Here is an 18,097-nt window from a genome sequence, read left to right on the forward strand (position 1 = left end):
AGCGTGTTTTTTCACTGGTTTCAGCATGAGTTCATATGAATTTCAGGTATCTTTAAGCCTGCACGAGTATCATATATACAAATACTTCAATATATTGTTATATCAATAGTTCTATATTTGCTGTTTATAGAGAGAAAGAGCGTTTATCCCCTGCTATTATAGGGTATATTCGCTTAAGCATTACGTTTGACTGTATGGTTTAAGTTCCTGTAATATAGGCAATAGGATTCAGCAGTGTTGAATCCTCGTTTATATGAACAAAAACGGGGGTGAATACGTTGGGGATATGAAATTATACCGAATTGGAGAGCTTTCCAGAATCGCAGGGATCAGCGAACGCACGGTGGATTACTACACCAAGCTTGGTCTGATCGAGCCTGAGAGTCGCTCTCTTAAAAACTATCGTCTATATAGTTTTGAAACGTTGGCTCGTCTGGAACGTATTACAAAGTTAAAGCAGGATAAGTACACATTAGAGGAAATCAAAGACAAATTAAGTGCATGGGATCGGGTCACCGATGAAGAGCAGGTCACCCAGCGCTTGACTGAAATTGAGCTTCATATGGAACAATTGCAGCGCGAGGTTCGTGAATTGGAGCCCCTCCTGCAACAGATGAAGCCAAATCAAGCCAGACGTGCATTTATGAATCTTGTTCCTCAAAGTGCTGCTTGCATCGAAGCGCTGAAGTTCCTGCTTGGTCAGGGTCCTGGCATGATGTGATCTGCTTTATATTTATATGGAGGAATGAACGATGAATGCGATTTTTCTTATACTCATTATAGCAGCTTTTGGTTTAACGATCTGGGCTCAGTTCCGAGTCAAGGGAACGTTTAACAAATATGCTGAGGTTCCGAATATGCGTGGCATGAGCGGCTATGACGCAGCTCGCCATATGCTAGACTCTAACGGTCTACATGATGTGCCAATCGAACCGATTGCTGGCGCGCTGACTGACCACTATGATCCGGTTAACCGCGTTGTTCGTCTGTCTGAGCCCGTCTATTATGGAACGAGCATTTCCGCTGTCTCGGTAGCGTGTCACGAGATCGGTCACGCCATCCAGCATAAGGTTCATTATCCGATGCTGGCGATTCGTCACCGTATTTTCCCGGTTGTAAACTTTGCTTCCGGTATTGCACCGCTATTGTTGCTGGCGGGCTTTGTATTCCAATCATTTAACCTGATCGGTATCGGTGTTCTGTTCTTCTCAGTTGCCGTAGCATTCCAGCTGATCACCTTGCCAGTTGAGTTTAATGCAAGTAACCGCGCTCGTGATGTGATGGTCGCTGAAGGCTACGTCACTCACGAAGAAGAACGTAGCGTTGGTAAAGTATTGAACGCTGCTGCACTGACTTATGTCGCTGCTGCATTACTGTCTGTACTGGAGCTGGCGCGTTATCTGTTCTTGCTCTTCGGTAACCGTGACTAATGATACGCACTACGAATCACGTGTAAATAAAACCAGGTTTAACGTAAAAGCTGCTGTTCTACTCCCATAATGGGAAGGAACAGCAGCTTTTTTTGTATAGACGGATCATTAGGCTGGGCTGATATTGGATACGGCGATGTCATTTGTACTTAGATTCGTACATGGATTTGTACGCGGGTATGAATGACTGTTAAACGATAAATAAGGCGAGCCGTATACATCGTACATGGCTCGCCTTATTGATATGCTGCTATTCATGGTTGTGCTTAATCCTTCTTTTACTACAAGCACTTTACTAAAACGACGTCAGCTATAGCTTTGGATCATTACGCTCCTGCTCTTCTCGCATCTGTTGTTCCCTCATTTGTTGCTCCTTCATGACCTGCTCATAGCGTTGATATATACGCTGCCAGCGGCGTTCTAAGCCCGTTAGACGTAACATCAAGCCATAGATGAAGAAGCCAGAGATCAGACCGCCTAGATGCGCCCAGATGCCGATGCCCGGCATAATGAACGTATAGACCAGACCTAATCCAAGAATCGTGTAGATCGTCTGACGCGACACACGATCTAGCATTCCACGCTGGAATAGAGCAATATACAAAAAGGCTCCATAAATGCCGTAAATCGCTCCAGAAGCTCCAGCTGCCAGATGACCTTCACTTGATTGTCGATATAGCTCAAGACTAATGATATTACCGATCAGTCCACTGGCAAAATACAGAACACCATAACGCAGCGTGCCAAGCAGTCGCTCAAGCGGTGGCGCAAATACAATGATCGCAAATGTATTGAACAGCAAATGGTCAAATCCAATATGCACAAACATTGCTGTAAACGTTCTCCACCACTGATCATAGCCAATAAGATTCGTAAGTGCTCCATATTCAACTAATGTGGCACTATTTTGCGAGCCACCATTGAATGTCATCAATAAAAAGACGACGATATTGGCGAGTGCAATAAGGGATGTGAGCGGATAAAACCGCAAAAAGCTTTTCCAGTTCTCATAACGGACAAATAGCATACGAACTCCTTTAAGTGTGACATAGTATTCGAAAGGTTGGAGGGTAGAACTACTAGAGATGGGTCGTATCCGATGATGTATCTCCTGGTACATATCGACACAGGCTTTACTTTATTGCTTCTCCTTTATTATAATGAATTCCGACTGAATATGCGAAAAAGCAAAGTACGGACAGCACCTCGGCAGATCTGTACACCTACATATTATGTACCCCGTTGGCTGTCCTTTTATTTAGCTATTCATTGCGTGTTCACTATCTCGAAGGAGGAATTTATAATGACGCAAGAACGTACTGGTGTAGCTACATTTAAAGGCAATCCAATTACACTCGTTGGTCCTGAACTGAAAGCTGGCGATGCCGCTCCTGCTTTTAACCTGAGTAAAAATCTGCTGGAGCAAGCTACACTGGCTGATTATGCAGGTAAAATCAAATTGATTAGCGTAGTCCCATCCCTGGATACAGGCGTATGTGATGCACAGACACGCCGCTTCAATGAAGCTGCTTCTGAACTCGGTGAAGATGTGGTGGTACTGACGATCAGTGCCGATCTGCCATTCGCACAGGCACGCTGGTGTGGTGCAGCAGGTGTAGACCGCGTTGTTACCCTGTCTGACTATCGCGACAATTCCTTTGGTAAAGCATATGGCGTATTGATCAAGGAATTCGTGATCGATATGCGTGCGATCTTCGTCATTGATCGTGATGATACGGTACGCTATGTAGAGTACCTGCCTGAGATGGCAGATCATCCGAATTATGATGCAGCTATCGAAGCGGTAAAAGGCTTGCTCGGTTAAGCGTATAGCGATACTGAACAGCTACTGAGCAATTACGAATATTATTTTACACACCGAAAAACCCCTTCTCCTGTTAGTATAAGAGAAGGGGTTTTATCTGATGAGCATCATGCTGTCGAATCGTATGTATCCGCATTCAAAACAGATGATATAACAGCACCATAGCTTCAATGCCGTTAATATGCCCTGCACATTCACAGCTGGTGCTGATTGTCTGTATTTATGGTTGATCGATCTTGTACTGAGACAGCTTTTTATCCAGGGCGCTGAACAGTGTCAAAATATTACGATAGTTCGCACCGAGATCTCCAAGCGATCCGCGCGAAGCCGAATGAATATCGATTGCACTACGAACAGGACTTACTGATACGATCGAAACCGTAATATCCATAATACGCCCGAAGCCCGTTTTGCGCTCCAGCGTGATCTCGCCTACACTATGTACCTCATGCAGAACCTTAAAACCTGGAATTTTCTTCAATGTGGATGAAACTTCTTCCCAGGCGCGCTCACGGGAAAGATTATAGTATCTTGTTTTCATTTGTGGGTCTTTGGCGCGATCTCCTGTGCCTTCCTGGCTACGGATAATTCCAACTAACGTTCTCTTAAGCGACAAGACGTTTCCTCCTTTGCATGTACAGACCTATCATTACTATCAGTGTATCATTAGTACGTAAATAAGAAAACTAATATTCTTATAATAACGGCATGCTTGCCCATCGCGTGATGAATCGATTATATCGATAGAGGGATCGATTGGTGCTCGCTGCTCATACGATCATGTAGCGCGACTAGCCTGCTTTCCAGCTAAATATATGGGCTTTCAATTCCCATATATTCATTATCATTACTGAATCATCATTAGCTTGTAAGCGCAAACAAAAAACGTTCTGAAATCGTAGATCGTAATGATCCAGATCAGAACGCTTTTTGTTTAGAGCATGTCGACATCACGTCGGCACCTACCTTGAAAAGATTTTAAAACGGTCCCGCAAATGCCGTCCGATAACATTGTCTTCGAACCTGCTTAGCAGGTGGGTGATCGCACAACATGTATTTGAAGTCCCCACATCCAATGGATAGGGCCGGTCAGCCACAGTTGAATTTGAATCTCCCGAGACATCATCATTGGTTCAAAACAACGAGATATCGAGGCGTACATTGCAGGATGTAAATTTATTATAAACTTCATGGTGGTATTTGTAAAGTCGATTTCGCTTTTGTATTCCGTTATTTTGTAAACGTTTACAGATAGAGGTTTGTGCTAATTGACTGGCTTCTATATTGTTCTATAGTGCTTTGAACTACTCGTTTTACAATGAGAATGAACTGTTCTCGCTTCTCGGGATTCTTTAATCGGAACATACATACATACATACATACATACATACTACACAATAGCCTAAGTACAACACGATAGTATACGTAAGGCGCTGACAAGAAGAGATGGATTTTAAAATAAAAAGACCCGTTTGTCCCATCCTACTCTACTCGGATGGGACAAACGGGTCTTGCCTATGTGTTTTATTAATCGCAGTCGTTATTTACTATACAGGAGCATAGAAGCGACAAAGCTCTAGCTTTAGCGTTCACGCTCTTTTTCCTTGGTCATGCTATTTTTGACATCCTGATCCATGGAAGGCTGATTAGCTGGAACGTTTTCCAGACGTTTTGCCTGCTCATGGGGTGGCTCGTCGCCAGTTGCAAGTTGCTCGTCGGCTTGCAGTTCTTTTTCCTTTTCAGCGGCTGCCTGCTTCTCAGACTGTTCTTGCATTTTCAGGAACATGCCGTAGAAGTTGAAGAAGGCGAACCATGCAATCGCTGAAGCGAGACAGAGCACGAAGAGTACAGGATAGCGTGTACCGATAAACAATAGCGCTACCGTTCCGAGAAGGGTCGAGAACAAGCGGAATGGACGCACGATGGAAAGAAGGATTGCATTTTTGATAATGTCCTTCAGCTTCATATGATAATGTGCAATCATGGAAAAGAAGTTAAACAGCGATACAAACAGCACGAGCAAGAAGATCAGCATCACGATGCCTAACAGCTGCAAATGTGGGAACTGATTCATATAGACAGTATAATCCACGTACATGATTACAAACAGCAGTGTATAGAAGAGACCACCAATCATACTCTGTCGATAATTCTCTTTGTATCCCCGGAAAAATGTTTTGATAACGGATACATCACCTTCACCCATCACCCATTTACGTACAACGGTGAACAGCGCTGCTGTCGCCGGGAACAATGTGAAAGGTGCCAGAATGCCCATTGCCCAGTTCGCCTGCAAAATATCATTTTGCGTAAACTGAGGCTGACTGAAAATAAAACGCATCACCAGAAAAAATAAAAATGGTGAAGAACAAATAACCCATAACAGGTTGCTGCCGGCCAAACGCATAATCCATTCGGATAGCCGATATAATCCGCCCATTACCCCTCTAAACTCCAAAGCATTTCCCCCTTGTCTACACGGGCATCACGATGCCACAACTCTGATGATATCTAATCTAACTATAACCTAAGTTCACATGACAATACCAGCCCTATTGCAAGCGTTATCCTAGCCGTATAAGCAAACAGGCTACTGTGCCTTGACTGACGGCAAGGAGTAGCCTGTATTGCAAGAATATATCATATTAATGGACGTACACATCCACTCATGAGATTGGAGTCTGACTTATTTTACAAATAGGGTTCGATCTTAGCTTCATATAGATTAGATTACGACGATTAGATAATAGGAACGTAAAGATATCTTCTATATATAAAGTGGTCTAGCTGAAATATACAGCAGTTTGCTAGATGGGCATTATCGATACAATGCATGCTTTCAGCTCGGTTCCTCCATTTATTTGCTCAGCGATTCGGTTGTTAGTGTCGCTGTAGGGTGTTCGGATTCATTATCATATTCTTTGTAACGTCGCATCGTAAGCGGGAAAATAAGAAATGATATCAGCAATGTGACCAGTCCGATCATCCCGAGCGCAATCACATTATGCCAGATTTGATCCAGCGGCAATCCTTTTACAACAATGCTACGCACCCCCTGCAAAAATTGGGTCAGTGGTAGACATTCTCCGATGACGCGTAGCGCTCTGGGCATTGCTTCCAGCGGCCACGTATAGCCGGATAGCATAAACGATGGCATCGCGATCAGCATCAGCACCTGAATCGCATCAACCTGTCGCTTCGACACAACACTGAACAAAAAGCCCAGCCCACATAACGCAAAGTTAAAACCGAGCGATAAAATCAACATCGGCCATAGCTGCCCCACAAATGGAATGCCAAAGCCAAAATGTGCGATCGAAAAAGACACGACCACATTGACCAGACCAACGAGGAAGTACGGCGTTAGCTTGGCTATAGCTAGCTTCCACGGAGCAAACCGCCAATCGTAGAAACGATGCCACAGGCCAGCTTCCTTTTGCCATGTACAGGATAGTGCAATACCGAGTAATAGACATTGCTGTAACGCAGCAGAGATGACGCCAATCGGCATATAATATTCATAGTTGAATACTGGATTGTACAGCACTCTGGAACGATAAGGAATCGTGTTCAGCAATGCACCTGCCTGCTCGCTACTCATACCCTTCTTATCCAGTGTCTGCAAGGTTGCTCCGCTACTTATGCTCATAATAACCTGATTGGCGATACGCGATGCACTGTTAGAATAGATCATATTACTACCATCGATAAAGGTCATGATCGGGATATTTTCTCCATGCTGTAATCCGCTGGAGAAGTTAGGCGGGATGATCAAGCCAACACGTGCCACCCCATTTTGTACTTCCTGTACTACATCTTCTTCATTCCAGCGCTGTCCGATCACCTTGAACGTATCGGTTGCATCAAATGCCTGAATGACCTGTCGACTGAGTGCCGAGTTATCGCCATCATATACAATGACCGGCATGTCGGTAATGCGCTCATGTGAATACAAAAATCCAAACAGCACCGCATAGAGCACTGGCATCAATAGTAAGATCGCTGCCAGCTTGGGGATGCTGAACATATGCCTGCATTCTTCTCTAATCGCCCGCCATGTGCTCATATTACTGTTCTCCTTTGCCAGCATACAGCACCGTGCTTCCAGTCGGTACGGTAGATAGCAATCCTGTCAATTGCACCTTTACACCAAAGGAACGAACGTCGGTATCTCCTGAGCTCTGGCTAGGCTTTTGAATGGCAAAATCAGCCGCCGCATCGATCACTTTCACTTTGCCTGTAAAGGTAGCAGCATCGCTAATTAGCTTGAGCGTGACTGTATCGCCTACACGAAGTCCATTCATTGCGGTCTCGGTCATGTAAAATTTAGCCCAGCGCTGCGAGGTCGTTTCCAGTGAATAGATGGTAGAGCCGGCGCTCACCAGCTCGCCCCCACGAATGGCGCGCGTTTTGATCACACCATCTGCTGGCGCATATAGCTTGGCATAGCCGGCATAGGTTTGTGCTTCTTGCAGTGCTGCCTTCGCCTGCTCTACCTGAGCCTGAGCGGCTTCAACCTTGGCTTGGGCGAGCGTCTGATTCGCCTGTGCCTGTGCTACCGTTCCATGCGCTTGCTCTGCTGCACCCTGCGCCTGATTAACAGCAGCCTGAGCTGCTTTGACATCCTCCTGTCTCAGGCTTACCTGTCCTTGACCAGCCTGTGCTTCCTTTAATGCTGCCTGCGCTTGCTGGTATTGCGCATAAGCAGCATCGATTTCCTCCTGACGACTGCCCTGTTCAGCAAGCTTTTGCTTTTCGATCGCAGCATCATACTGAGCCTGTGCTTGCTGCTGCTGTAGCTTCGCCTGATCGAGTGCAGCATCAGTAGCAAGACCCGCCTCATATAACTGATGCGTACGGCTCAAGCCTTTCTGCGCGGTAGCAAGCGCATCACGTGCAGATGCAGTAGCTGTCTTCGCCTGTGCAATCTCTTCTGGACGTGCACCACTTTTGACCGCCTGCCATTTTGCCTTAGCGGCGGCTACAGCAGCTTGTGCCTGCTGCACCTGACTTGCGGATGATTCAGCTGTGACCTGTACCGCTGTCGTTCCCTGCGACACCTTCACCTGTGCTGCTTGCTCTGCGGCCTGTGCCTGCGTAACGCCAGCCTGCGCTTGCGTAATACCTGCTTTTGCCTGTACTACACCTGCTTGCGCCTGTGATACATTCGCCTGTGCTGTTTTCAGAGCAGCCTGTGCTTGAGCGACCTTGTCCTGTAGCTCGCTGCTGTCTAGCACAGCGAGTGGCTGCCCTTTTTTTACCGTATCGCCTTCATCCACGAGTAGCTTGCTCACCCGTCCTGCCAGCTTGAAGCTGGTGCTGACCGTATCCGATTCTACATAGGCTGTGGGCATCGTTGCATTGTTTCCTGTTAGTGCATTACCCTGACGGCTGATCAACAGGCTTAATACATAGATAGCCGCTACAATTCCTACTACAATCACACCGTACAATACATATTTTCTCTTAGTCATGTTTCCTCACTCCACTTTCTCATTAATTCGTAGATTCTGCTTTGTATAGGCTCTGAGTTAATGCCTCATATACCGTTGATGCTCATGGTGTTGGTCATACTTGTCCTATTCAGAGTCATCATCCTGCTTGAAGGCGGAATGATTGGTAGTGCTACTGGATCCTTTACGTAAAGAACTGTCATCTCCAATTGCATCCTCTATCTGCAAAACGAATCCCTCTATCCCCCATTCATCCCTATGTATAATTGATGCGAATGCGATGAATGGGACGCTTATTTGAATATATCATATACCTCAAGTACAATAAATTTATCAAAAATAGAGTAAAGTGAACTTTTAGTCAACTTAAAACGAGATGAATAAATGGATGATACGATCGAAAGCGTAAAGCAGATGGCATCTATGAAAGAGGTTATTACGATGAACATTGAACAGCTTCAATATATTGCGGAGGTAGCAAGAACAGGCTCACTGACTAAAGCAGCCGAGCATTGCCATTTAACCGTAACCGGAGTCAGTCGAGCGATTACACTATTCGAGCAAGAGCTGGGAACTCGCATCTTCGTTCGTTCACGTGCGGGTGCGACCGTCACAGCCGAGGGTGAAAAGATTATTACCAAAATCAAGACTATTCTTAGCCAGATTGAGGAATTGAAGCGTGAAGCTAGCAGCTATCATGAGTTGAACAATTCAAGACTGCGTATCGCCTCTATTCCAGGGCCAATCTCACTGCTCATTGAGACGCTGTCAGAGATGAAGCGTGAATTCCCGGGAAGTCGATTTGATCTGATCGAGGATCATACGCAGGCTGTGTTAGAGAGTGTACGTAATGGGGATAGTGATATCGGCTTTGTATTATTACCAGAGCAACGAGTCATGCAGTCGGAGCTTCATTTTGAACGTATTGTGGAGGATCGGCTTATTTTGCTCTGTCATATAGATTCACCACTGACTGAGCGTAAGATCGTTCAACCGGAAGAGCTAACCGGTACGCCGCTGGTGCTGTACAATGACTCCAATATTTTGACACTTGTGCAGGAGCTTGTACCGGATAGCGATATTTTATTTAAAAGCAATAATGTCGATGCTCTGCTACGTGCAGTGCGAGCGAATCTAGCCGTAACAATTGGGACGACCTATTCCTTGCAAACGTACGGTAAAGCTTTTAATAAGGAAGTAGTTAGCCTTCCACTCCAGCTTCCGGATCGTGGAGAAACCTTTCTCTGGCTTGTCACTGCGGCAGGGGTATCGGCGTCTCGCGCAACCGAGCTGTTCATTCGTCGGTTCCGTCATGCGCTGGAGGTACAGCATCAACCGTTATGATGCATAAGACTGGGCGTAGACTGGGCGTAGACTGGGCGTAGACTGGGCGTAGACTGGGCGTAGACTGGGCGTAGACTGGGCGTAGACTGGGCGTAAAAAAAGAGGCTACCGATTCTCGGTAGCCTCTTTGGGATGTTGCCCAGCCATCATCATTTAGTTATTAGACCATGATATAGCTTTTATTTTGAAAAGAATTCTTATTCAAAAGAATCTGTACGGTTGCTACTAGATGGACGACGGTCGCCGCCACCGTTGTTGCTACGTGGCTTGCGGTCACGAGAGTACTCGCTACGTCCGCCTTCACGGTTACTGCCTTTATAGCCGCCACCGCTGCTGTATCCACCACGGTTACCACTACCACCTTCGCGATTGCCGCCTTTGTAGCCACCGCCACTACGGTTGTAACCGCCAGATGGCTTGCGTCCGCCGGAGCGAACGTCTGGTCTACGACGTTTTGCACGAATTGGATCTTCTGGAGTCAGATCGATCTGAGCATCCTTTTTGTCGCCAGTCAGCAACTTCATTGCTGCTGCCAGCAGGTTCACGGAATCATAGCTTTCCAGCAATTGAATCGCGATACCTTTGTATTCGTTCAGTGGTGCTGTATCGTCCTGTACAAGCTCCAACAGACGCTCAGCTGTAATACGTTGTTTACCTTCGATCGCTTCAGCCAGGGATGGCAGAGGCTTACGAGTGATTTTGTGGCGCGTTACACGCTCGATGAAGTGCAGGTGATCGATCTCACGCGGTGTAACGAATGAGTACGCTGCGCCTTCTTTACCAGCACGGCCTGTACGACCGATACGGTGAACATAGCTTTCTGGATCTTGCGGCAGGTCAAAGTTCACAACGTGAGTTACGCCGGATACGTCCAGACCACGTGCTGCAACGTCAGTTGCTACGAGTACATCGATGCTACCGTCGCGGAATTTACGCATTACGTTATCACGCTGGTTCTGAGACAGGTCACCATGCAGACCGTCTGCGGAGTAACCACGTTTTTGCAGCGCTTCGGACAGCTCGTCTACACGACGTTTTGTACGACCGAATACGATTGCCAGCTCTGGAGATTCCATATCCAGCAAACGGGACAGTGCGTCAAACTTTTGACGCTCGTTTACTTCGATGTAGGATTGGTCGATCAGCGGTGCACTAACCTGTTTTGGAATTACGGATACGTGTTGTGGCTCTTTCAGGAACTGATTCGCCAGACGCTGAATGTTTGGTGGCATTGTTGCAGAGAACAGCATCGTTTGACGCTCATCCGGTACTTGCTTCAGGATCGACTGAATGTCTTCCATAAAGCCCATATCCAGCATTTCATCTGCTTCATCCAGGATTACGTATTGTACGTCATCCAGCTTGATTGTTTTACGGTTGATATGGTCAAGCAAACGACCTGGTGTACCGATAATGATCTGTGGTTTCTTTTTCAATGCACGAATCTGACGGCCAATTTCCTGACCACCGTAGATTGGCAACGAACGAATACCTTTAAAACGAGCGAGCTTTTCGATTTCTTCTGCAACCTGGATCGCCAGTTCGCGTGTTGGTGCCATTACGAGTGCTCTGATTTTTTCGTCCGAACGTTCGATCTTGTTAATAACAGGGATGCTGAATGCCGCTGTTTTACCCGTACCTGTTTGTGCTTGACCGATCAGGTCACTGCCTTCCATTGCAATCGGAATGGATTTGGACTGAATTGGTGTCGCTTCCTCAAAGCCCAGCTCCATGATTGCTTTTAATACTTTTTCATCTAACCCAAAGTCTACAAATTTTGTCAAAATATTCAAACTCCTTCTATGATGGTGGACAATCCACTAACTTGTTTGTATTCTTAAGTAGCAATTGAGTAGCATATAGCTGCATATCAGGAGGTCTCACAGACCACCATGTCCGTTAGCTGGTGTTGATTATTGAATAAGTCCGGTCACTTTTAGAGCATCTGATGCAATGCTTAGTATGTCAAAGTTGGATAAAAAGGGTTATTCAATACTCTCTATGATGAAATAAACCCGTCTTGCATTTATTAAAATTCTGAATTTCATTCAGCAAAACATCCCTACTCAAGAATATCTAAATCATTATACCATAAAATACAGATGTATGACTAGCCGATTCATAATATAATTACGAATTGGGAAGAAACTTTCTATTTGGGCTCCACACACTTTCCATAACTTACTAACTAACACTAGAGGTGACCTGCATGTTAAAAAAATCAATGCCCATCCTTGGCGTATTGATCGGCTCCATTTTTACAGCCGTAGCGTTCAATATGTTCCTGATTCCTCACCAGCTACTTAGCGGAGGGGTATCAGGACTTGCTATGTTAACCGGTTATTTTACACCGCTTAACATTAGTATGCTGTACTTTGTTTACAATATCCCACTGCTGATTGCCGGGTGGTTTTTACTCGGTAAACGATATATTTTTCTCAGTATTGTGTCGGTTGTAGCAACGACGTGGTTAATGACTATTGTACCGACTACCGTCGCTGCCAGTGATCTGTTGATCTCCTCTGTATTTGGCGGTGTACTGATCGGTATCGGCGTCGGTATCTCCTTCCGCGCTGGCGGCTCGACTGGCGGCTTCGATATTCTCGGCTCCATCATTACACGTTATCGCGATTTCCCGGTCGGCAATGTGATCGTTGGTCTAAACGGTCTCGTTATTATCGCGATGGGTTATCTGTCGAATAACTGGAATATCGCGCTTGCCTCGATGGTCTGTATTTATATCGCAGGTAAAGTAGTCGACCTGATTCACGTGAACCATATCAAGGTAACATTGTTTATCGTATCTAATCATACCGATGTGCTGCTGGAAAAGTTAATGCCATTGCAGCGCGGTGTGACGATGATCAAAGCAGAGGGTGCGTTTTCAAACACACCTAAGGATATGCTAATGACGGTAACGACACGTTACGAGCTAACCGAGCTGCGACGCATTATTAAAGAAACCGATCCGAATGCTTTTGTAAATATGGTGGAAACGGTCGGTATTATGGGCTCCTTCCGCAAAAGCTGAACGAACAGCTGTATTTCTTGTACTCGCGCTATTGCGCGCGTGAAGTAGGGACAGCAAGCTTCTTCTTCCTACTTCCTGTACATCTAGCTTTACCGTTTTACACATCTGATAAACTTTTTCATGAATTGATGGTCAGCTATTCACTGAAAGTCGCTTTTTGTCGTTATATATAGTAGAATAAGCAGACGCCGCCATCTAACGTAACCATTGAATTTTGTGCACGGTACTTGTTCCTTTATGCACACATGCTTTTCCTAAGTTCCCGTAAGAATGATTTCTCCTTGTTAAGCGAAATGATTCCAGGATAGGAAAGGATGATTATTGTGGAAATGGAAACTGTGAAGTTGTCACAAATTGTCATGAAATGTTTCCCGGATATGATGCCTTCCCTGAAACAGCAGGAACTCAATGCGCTTATTGTACTGCGTGATGGGCTGCGCATTTTGGAACCAAACGATGCACTGGAGATTATTCAGTATAGCATTTGCGAAAATCAGGACGAGCAGCTTCTGCAATAACGCCTGATGAGCATGAATAAGCTCCTGTAATGAACGAGTATGATACGCACGATCAGATAAAAGTACCGCTTCTGTCGAAGTCAATTCGACGAAGAAGCGGTACTTTTTTGTATATCAAGCCTGCATACCGAGCGTGATGATAACGGCACTGTTACTACGCTACTCATTGTAAAACAGTTGTATCGCTTTCTACTTATCGTTATCATTGCAATTCCATTTTTTCTTTTATTTGCTATGTTTAGTCGTTTATGAGACAGTTTAAGTACATAAATGTTTGCCTGATCCATGCTTCAGGCGCAACTAATCCCGATACAGGAGGTACTTATATGTAGATGAAGCTATACATATTCAAGTGCAACACCCGGCAATCGTAATGCTGCACACTATACTACATAAGAGATGAGGGTACTAACATTATGGATATTTTGTGGACGCTTATGCTGCTGGCGTCCACCGCTTTCGGTGGCGATCAGCAGGCTCAGACACAAACAACACAGACGGCATCCCTGCAATCCATGCTCAATCGGGTCGCGATTCAAAATCAGATGGAACAGACCGAGGTAAATGCGGATCAGACTCCTACCAAAATCGATCCACAGCCGGAAGCTCCTGTTATCAAGGGCATCTATGTTACCGCTTATAGTGCTGGCGGTGCTCGTATGGAAAAGTTGCTCAAGCTGCTTGACGAGACGGAGCTCAACTCGATGGTTATCGACCTCAAGGACGATGCCGGCTACATCACGTATAAAACCGAGAATAAGGACTTGCAGAAGCTAGGCAGTCCGCAAAAATTCATCGGTGATATCGATCAGCTGATGGCACGCTTGAAAAAGCATGATGTATATCCAATTGCCCGCATCGTTGTATTCAAAGATTCGGTACTGGCGAAAAAGCATCCTGAGTTGTCCTTTGTGAAAAAGAACGGTCAGGTATGGAGCAACGGTAAAGGCGATAACTTCGTCAATCCGTACAAAAAAGCAGTATGGGATTACAATATCGAGCTTGCTAAGGAAGCTGCTGCTAAAGGCTTCAAGGAAATTCAATTTGACTATGTACGCTTCCCGGAAGGCTTTGAAAATCACGAAAATGAGCTGAAGTTCGAGAAGAATGACAAGTCTCGCGTCGATGTGGTTGCTGAATTCGTACAATATGCACGCAAGCAGCTCGCTCCGCTTGGCGTACGAGTATCGGTTGATATTTTTGGTTATGCTGCTTCTGTACCTGCTGCCGAAGGGATCGGACAGGATTTTGCTAAAATTTCCGAAAATGTGGATGTTATCAGTCCGATGGTGTATCCGAGTCACTATACGACTGGCTGGTTTGGTGTGAAAGACCCGGATAAAAATCCATATGCAACGATCAAGGGCTCAATGGAAGACACACTGAAAAAGCTTAATCCGCTTGCCGAGCAAAAGCCAATCATTCGTCCATGGATTCAGGATTTCACCGCCAGCTGGCTGGGTAGTGGACATTATATCAAGTATGGTAAGCAGCAGGTCGATGATCAGATTCGCGCAATGAAGGATATGGGCGTGGATGAATATCTGCTGTGGAATGCATCGAACCGTTATACGGAGGGTGCGAATTTTTAATATGATTTCGTTGTTAACAGCAGTGCCTGGACAGAGATGTCCGGGCGCTGCTTTTTGTTATGGTTCTCATATAAAATAGTTATCTCTTTTTCGTTCCCTATTATAATGAATTCAGACGTTCCCATACCTATTACATGCTTCTCAATTCCCTTTTCCTCCTGTAGAATAAAGGACTGAATGCAGCATTCAGGATAGCTGCTCTGCTCCTTTTTTATCCGTCTATTTTTTCGATTAATACGTATAGATTGGATGTACATATTCTTCACAGATTAGTTATTACTCCAAATGAATGAGGTTCTTGAAAATGATTCCGACAACGACGTGGTTACAAAAGTATGCTCAATTTTTGAGGATTTTATTTCCTGTATTGATTACACAGATTGCGCTATCACTGATTAGCTTTTTTGATACCAATATGTCTGGTCATGTCAGTCCAGAGGATCTGGCTGGCGTAGCGATTGGATCGAGTCTGTGGATTCCGATTCAGGCAGGGCTAAGCGGAATTCTGGTGGCGGTGACACCGATTGTTTCCCATCTGATCGGTGGGAATAAGCGGCGCGAGGTGAATTTTAATGTGTATCAGGGGTTGTTGCTCTCTATCGTGATTGCTCTAATTGTACTGGCGATAGGCGCACTCCTGGTCAAGCCGATTCTCGGCGCAATGAACCTGGAGACACGAGTGCATGATGTTGCCCTTTATTTTCTGATGGCGTTATCGACGGGCATTGTACCGTTATTCGCTTACACGGTGCTACGCGGGTATATCGATGCGCTGGGACAGACGCGTTATTCGATGATGATTACGCTATGCTCGCTACCGATCAATGTGGGACTGAATTTTTTACTCATCTTTGGTCATTGGGGATTCCCGCGACTTGGCGGTGTTGGAGCTGGAGTAGCTTCAGCGATTACGTACTGGTGTCTGCTCATTATCGCTGTGATTGTTGTGCGTAAGGCTGCGCCTTTTCGTGAGGATCAATTGCTCAGTCGATGGTATGCACCTTCTGGTAGTAAATGGCGGGAGCTGTTAAAAATCGGCGTACCGATGGGCTTTGCGATCTTTTTTGAAACAGCAGTATTTGCAGGGGTAACGCTGCTGATGAGTCGTTATGATACACTGACGATTGCAGCTCATCAGGCGGCACAGAACTTTGCCTCTACACTGTACATGCTACCGCTCAGCATCTGTACGGCGCTAACGATTGTGGTGGGTTATGAGGTTGGAGCAGGCAGGCTGAAGGATGCAAGACAGTATAGTAAGCTGGGAATCGGCACAGCGTTGCTGCTATCCATATGCACCGCAGTTATTTTACTATTATTCCGGTATCAGGTGTCTGCGCTGTACTCGTCTGATCCGGTATTGATTGAACTGATTGCGCACTTTATGATCTTTGCGAGCTTTTATCAGCTATCTGATGCGATTGCTACACCGGTACAGGGGGCGCTACGTGGATATAAGGATGTGAACCCTGCGTTTTTCCTTACGTTTTTGTCGTATTGGATTATCGGGTTGCCTTCTGGTTATCTACTTGCCACGTATACGACATGGGGCGCGTATGGATACTGGATCGGTCTGAGCATTGGTCTTGCCTGCGGGGCAGTGACTTTACTCGCACGCTTGCTGTGGGTGCAACGCAAAGCTAGCAGTGGCCATCATTCCGCTACTAAGCAATGGAGCACGTAGACGAATACGAAATACGAAATACGAAATACGAAATACGAAATACGAAATACGAAATACGAAATACGAAATACGAAATACGAAATACGAAATACGAAATACGAAATACGAAATACGAAATACGAAATACGATTAATGGTATCGGTCTTTAACCCTTATGTAAATCAATAAAAAGCCAGCTTGCTACCGTGAATTCGACCTGTTATACCGATCAGGCACATTCACAGCAGAAGCTGGCTTTTCACATCTCATTACATCATCGTATCGTTTCACCTGAAATCAATTAATCGATGATCACACTACAAATCAAACAAATCAATCTGCTCTGCCTTCGGTGGTTGCTCCTCTGGAATCGCAGGAACCTGCTGACCTAGCATAGCCATCAATTGTCTGGCATTATCAGCTGCATCCCCGGCAGAGTTATTATTGAAAATAACGCATACTTGCCTGGACTGCTGCTCTAATCGTCGCAGTCGCTCTGCCCATTCGGACAATTCCTGCTCATTGTAGCGATACAGGTAACGAATCTCACGCCAATTGGGCTGACCGGAAGCATTCCAGCCGGATTCATTACGTCCATGCATACGCACAACGGTAAGCTCAGGATGCGTCGCTTCTTCGACGATGGGGACAGAACCGATTCCAGCCTGTGGTTCATCGCACACACTGTGAATCCAATTCTCCTCGCGCATGAAGCCAAGTGTCTTGTCGCGCATCTGTGGTGTAAACCAGCTCTGATGTCGAAACTCCAGCGCACATGGCACCTCCCCCATCAGCTGACGGACACGACGCAATGTTCTGACATTTTCCCTTGTGCAATCAAACCAGGGTGGAAATTGAAACAGCGCGGCTTGTAGCTTGTCTGCTTCCTCCATTGTACTGATCGACAACCGAAAATTGCGAAACATTTCCTCTTCGCTATCATATGGAATTTTCCCGCGTGTATGTCCGGTCATTCCCTGATAAGCCTTTACCAGAAAACGAAAATGCTCCGGCGTTTCTGCGGTCCATTTCTCCATATTATGCTTGGACTGAATCGCATAAAACGAGCTGTCCACCTCCACGACAGGGAACAGACTGCTATACACAGGCAGCTTTTGCTTGACTGCCTCTTTCGTAAGGTAAAGGGAATCATGATCTCCCCAACCCGTCAAACCAACGCTAATCATGCCTTACAATCCTCCTGGCTTTACGATCTGGTATGGCGCTAGCATCATTGCCAT

General features: G+C 45.7%; 15 protein-coding genes and 1 other RNA gene. 8 read left to right on the forward strand and 8 right to left on the reverse strand.

Annotation, left to right across the window (positions count from 1 at the left end; translation table 11 throughout):
- The first annotated feature begins 286 nt into the window (after positions 1-286).
- Both SK066_RS15530 and SK066_RS15535 read left to right on the forward strand, forming a co-directional pair.
- Positions 287-721, forward strand: coding sequence for a MerR family transcriptional regulator (locus SK066_RS15530; protein WP_188776483.1), 435 nt, complete (start codon positions 287-289; stop codon positions 719-721).
- A gap of 31 nt (positions 722-752) precedes the next feature.
- Positions 753-1,430, forward strand: a complete 678-nt coding sequence (locus SK066_RS15535) for a zinc metallopeptidase (RefSeq protein WP_250345479.1) — start codon at positions 753-755, stop codon at positions 1,428-1,430.
- A gap of 310 nt (positions 1,431-1,740) precedes the next feature.
- On the opposite strand, the gene SK066_RS15540 is transcribed toward SK066_RS15535, so the two are convergent.
- On the reverse strand, positions 1,741-2,457 hold the full coding sequence (locus SK066_RS15540; RefSeq protein ID WP_320542167.1) for a rhomboid family intramembrane serine protease: 717 nt from the start codon (positions 2,455-2,457) through the stop codon (positions 1,741-1,743).
- Between the two features lie 276 nt (positions 2,458-2,733).
- On the opposite strand from SK066_RS15540, the gene tpx reads away from it, so the two are divergent.
- Complete coding sequence (gene tpx, locus SK066_RS15545; protein ID WP_188776480.1) at positions 2,734-3,255, forward strand: thiol peroxidase; 522 nt, start codon at positions 2,734-2,736, stop codon at positions 3,253-3,255.
- A 220-nt stretch (positions 3,256-3,475) separates the two neighbouring features.
- On the opposite strand, the gene SK066_RS15550 is transcribed toward tpx, so the two are convergent.
- The 5 genes from SK066_RS15550 to SK066_RS15570 form a co-directional block, all read right to left on the reverse strand.
- Positions 3,476-3,871, reverse strand: coding sequence for a DUF1499 domain-containing protein (locus SK066_RS15550; protein WP_188776479.1), 396 nt, complete (start codon positions 3,869-3,871; stop codon positions 3,476-3,478).
- A 366-nt stretch (positions 3,872-4,237) separates the two neighbouring features.
- Positions 4,238-4,428: non-coding RNA, 6S RNA (gene ssrS / locus SK066_RS15555), on the reverse strand.
- A gap of 409 nt (positions 4,429-4,837) precedes the next feature.
- Entirely contained in the window at positions 4,838-5,713 is an 876-nt protein-coding gene (locus SK066_RS15560; protein ID WP_320542168.1) for a YesL family protein, read from the reverse strand.
- 399 nt (positions 5,714-6,112) lie between these two features.
- Positions 6,113-7,321 carry an ABC transporter permease gene (locus SK066_RS15565; RefSeq protein ID WP_320542169.1) on the reverse strand — a complete coding sequence of 403 codons (1,209 nt, stop codon included), beginning with the start codon at positions 7,319-7,321 and terminating at the stop codon, positions 6,113-6,115.
- A 1-nt stretch (position 7,322) separates the two neighbouring features.
- Complete coding sequence (locus SK066_RS15570) at positions 7,323-8,729, reverse strand: HlyD family secretion protein (RefSeq protein ID WP_320542170.1); 1,407 nt, start codon at positions 8,727-8,729, stop codon at positions 7,323-7,325.
- 420 nt (positions 8,730-9,149) lie between these two features.
- Between SK066_RS15570 and SK066_RS15575 the strand changes: the two genes are divergently transcribed.
- On the forward strand, positions 9,150-10,052 hold the full coding sequence (locus SK066_RS15575; protein ID WP_320542171.1) for a LysR family transcriptional regulator: 903 nt from the start codon (positions 9,150-9,152) through the stop codon (positions 10,050-10,052).
- A 197-nt stretch (positions 10,053-10,249) separates the two neighbouring features.
- On the opposite strand, the gene SK066_RS15580 is transcribed toward SK066_RS15575, so the two are convergent.
- Positions 10,250-11,836 (reverse strand): degradosome RNA helicase CshA, encoded by a 1,587-nt coding sequence (locus tag SK066_RS15580; protein WP_188776474.1) that lies wholly within the window; start codon positions 11,834-11,836, stop codon positions 10,250-10,252.
- Positions 11,837-12,261: 425 nt separating this feature from the next.
- Here SK066_RS15580 and SK066_RS15585 point away from each other — a divergent pair, with 425 nt between their 5' ends.
- From SK066_RS15585 to SK066_RS15600, 4 genes are all read left to right on the forward strand, one after another.
- Positions 12,262-13,083, forward strand: coding sequence for a YitT family protein (locus tag SK066_RS15585; RefSeq protein ID WP_250345484.1), 822 nt, complete (start codon positions 12,262-12,264; stop codon positions 13,081-13,083).
- Between the two features lie 314 nt (positions 13,084-13,397).
- Positions 13,398-13,601 (forward strand): hypothetical protein, encoded by a 204-nt coding sequence (locus SK066_RS15590; RefSeq protein WP_188776472.1) that lies wholly within the window; start codon positions 13,398-13,400, stop codon positions 13,599-13,601.
- A gap of 416 nt (positions 13,602-14,017) precedes the next feature.
- The gene (locus SK066_RS15595; protein WP_188776471.1) at positions 14,018-15,193 is read left to right on the forward strand and encodes a putative glycoside hydrolase; all 1,176 of its coding nucleotides are present in this window, start codon (positions 14,018-14,020) and stop codon (positions 15,191-15,193) included.
- 304 nt (positions 15,194-15,497) lie between these two features.
- Positions 15,498-16,877 carry an MATE family efflux transporter gene (locus SK066_RS15600; protein ID WP_320542172.1) on the forward strand — a complete coding sequence of 460 codons (1,380 nt, stop codon included), beginning with the start codon at positions 15,498-15,500 and terminating at the stop codon, positions 16,875-16,877.
- Positions 16,878-17,173: 296 nt separating this feature from the next.
- Here SK066_RS15600 and SK066_RS15605 read toward each other — a convergent pair whose 3' ends face one another.
- On the reverse strand, positions 17,174-18,043 hold the full coding sequence (locus SK066_RS15605; protein WP_320542173.1) for a DUF72 domain-containing protein: 870 nt from the start codon (positions 18,041-18,043) through the stop codon (positions 17,174-17,176).
- Positions 18,044-18,097 lie beyond the last annotated feature (54 nt).

Origin of the sequence: Paenibacillus hunanensis, assembly GCF_034055775.1 — a bacterium.
In the GTDB taxonomy this organism is placed as follows: domain Bacteria; phylum Bacillota; class Bacilli; order Paenibacillales; family Paenibacillaceae; genus Saccharibacillus; species Saccharibacillus hunanensis.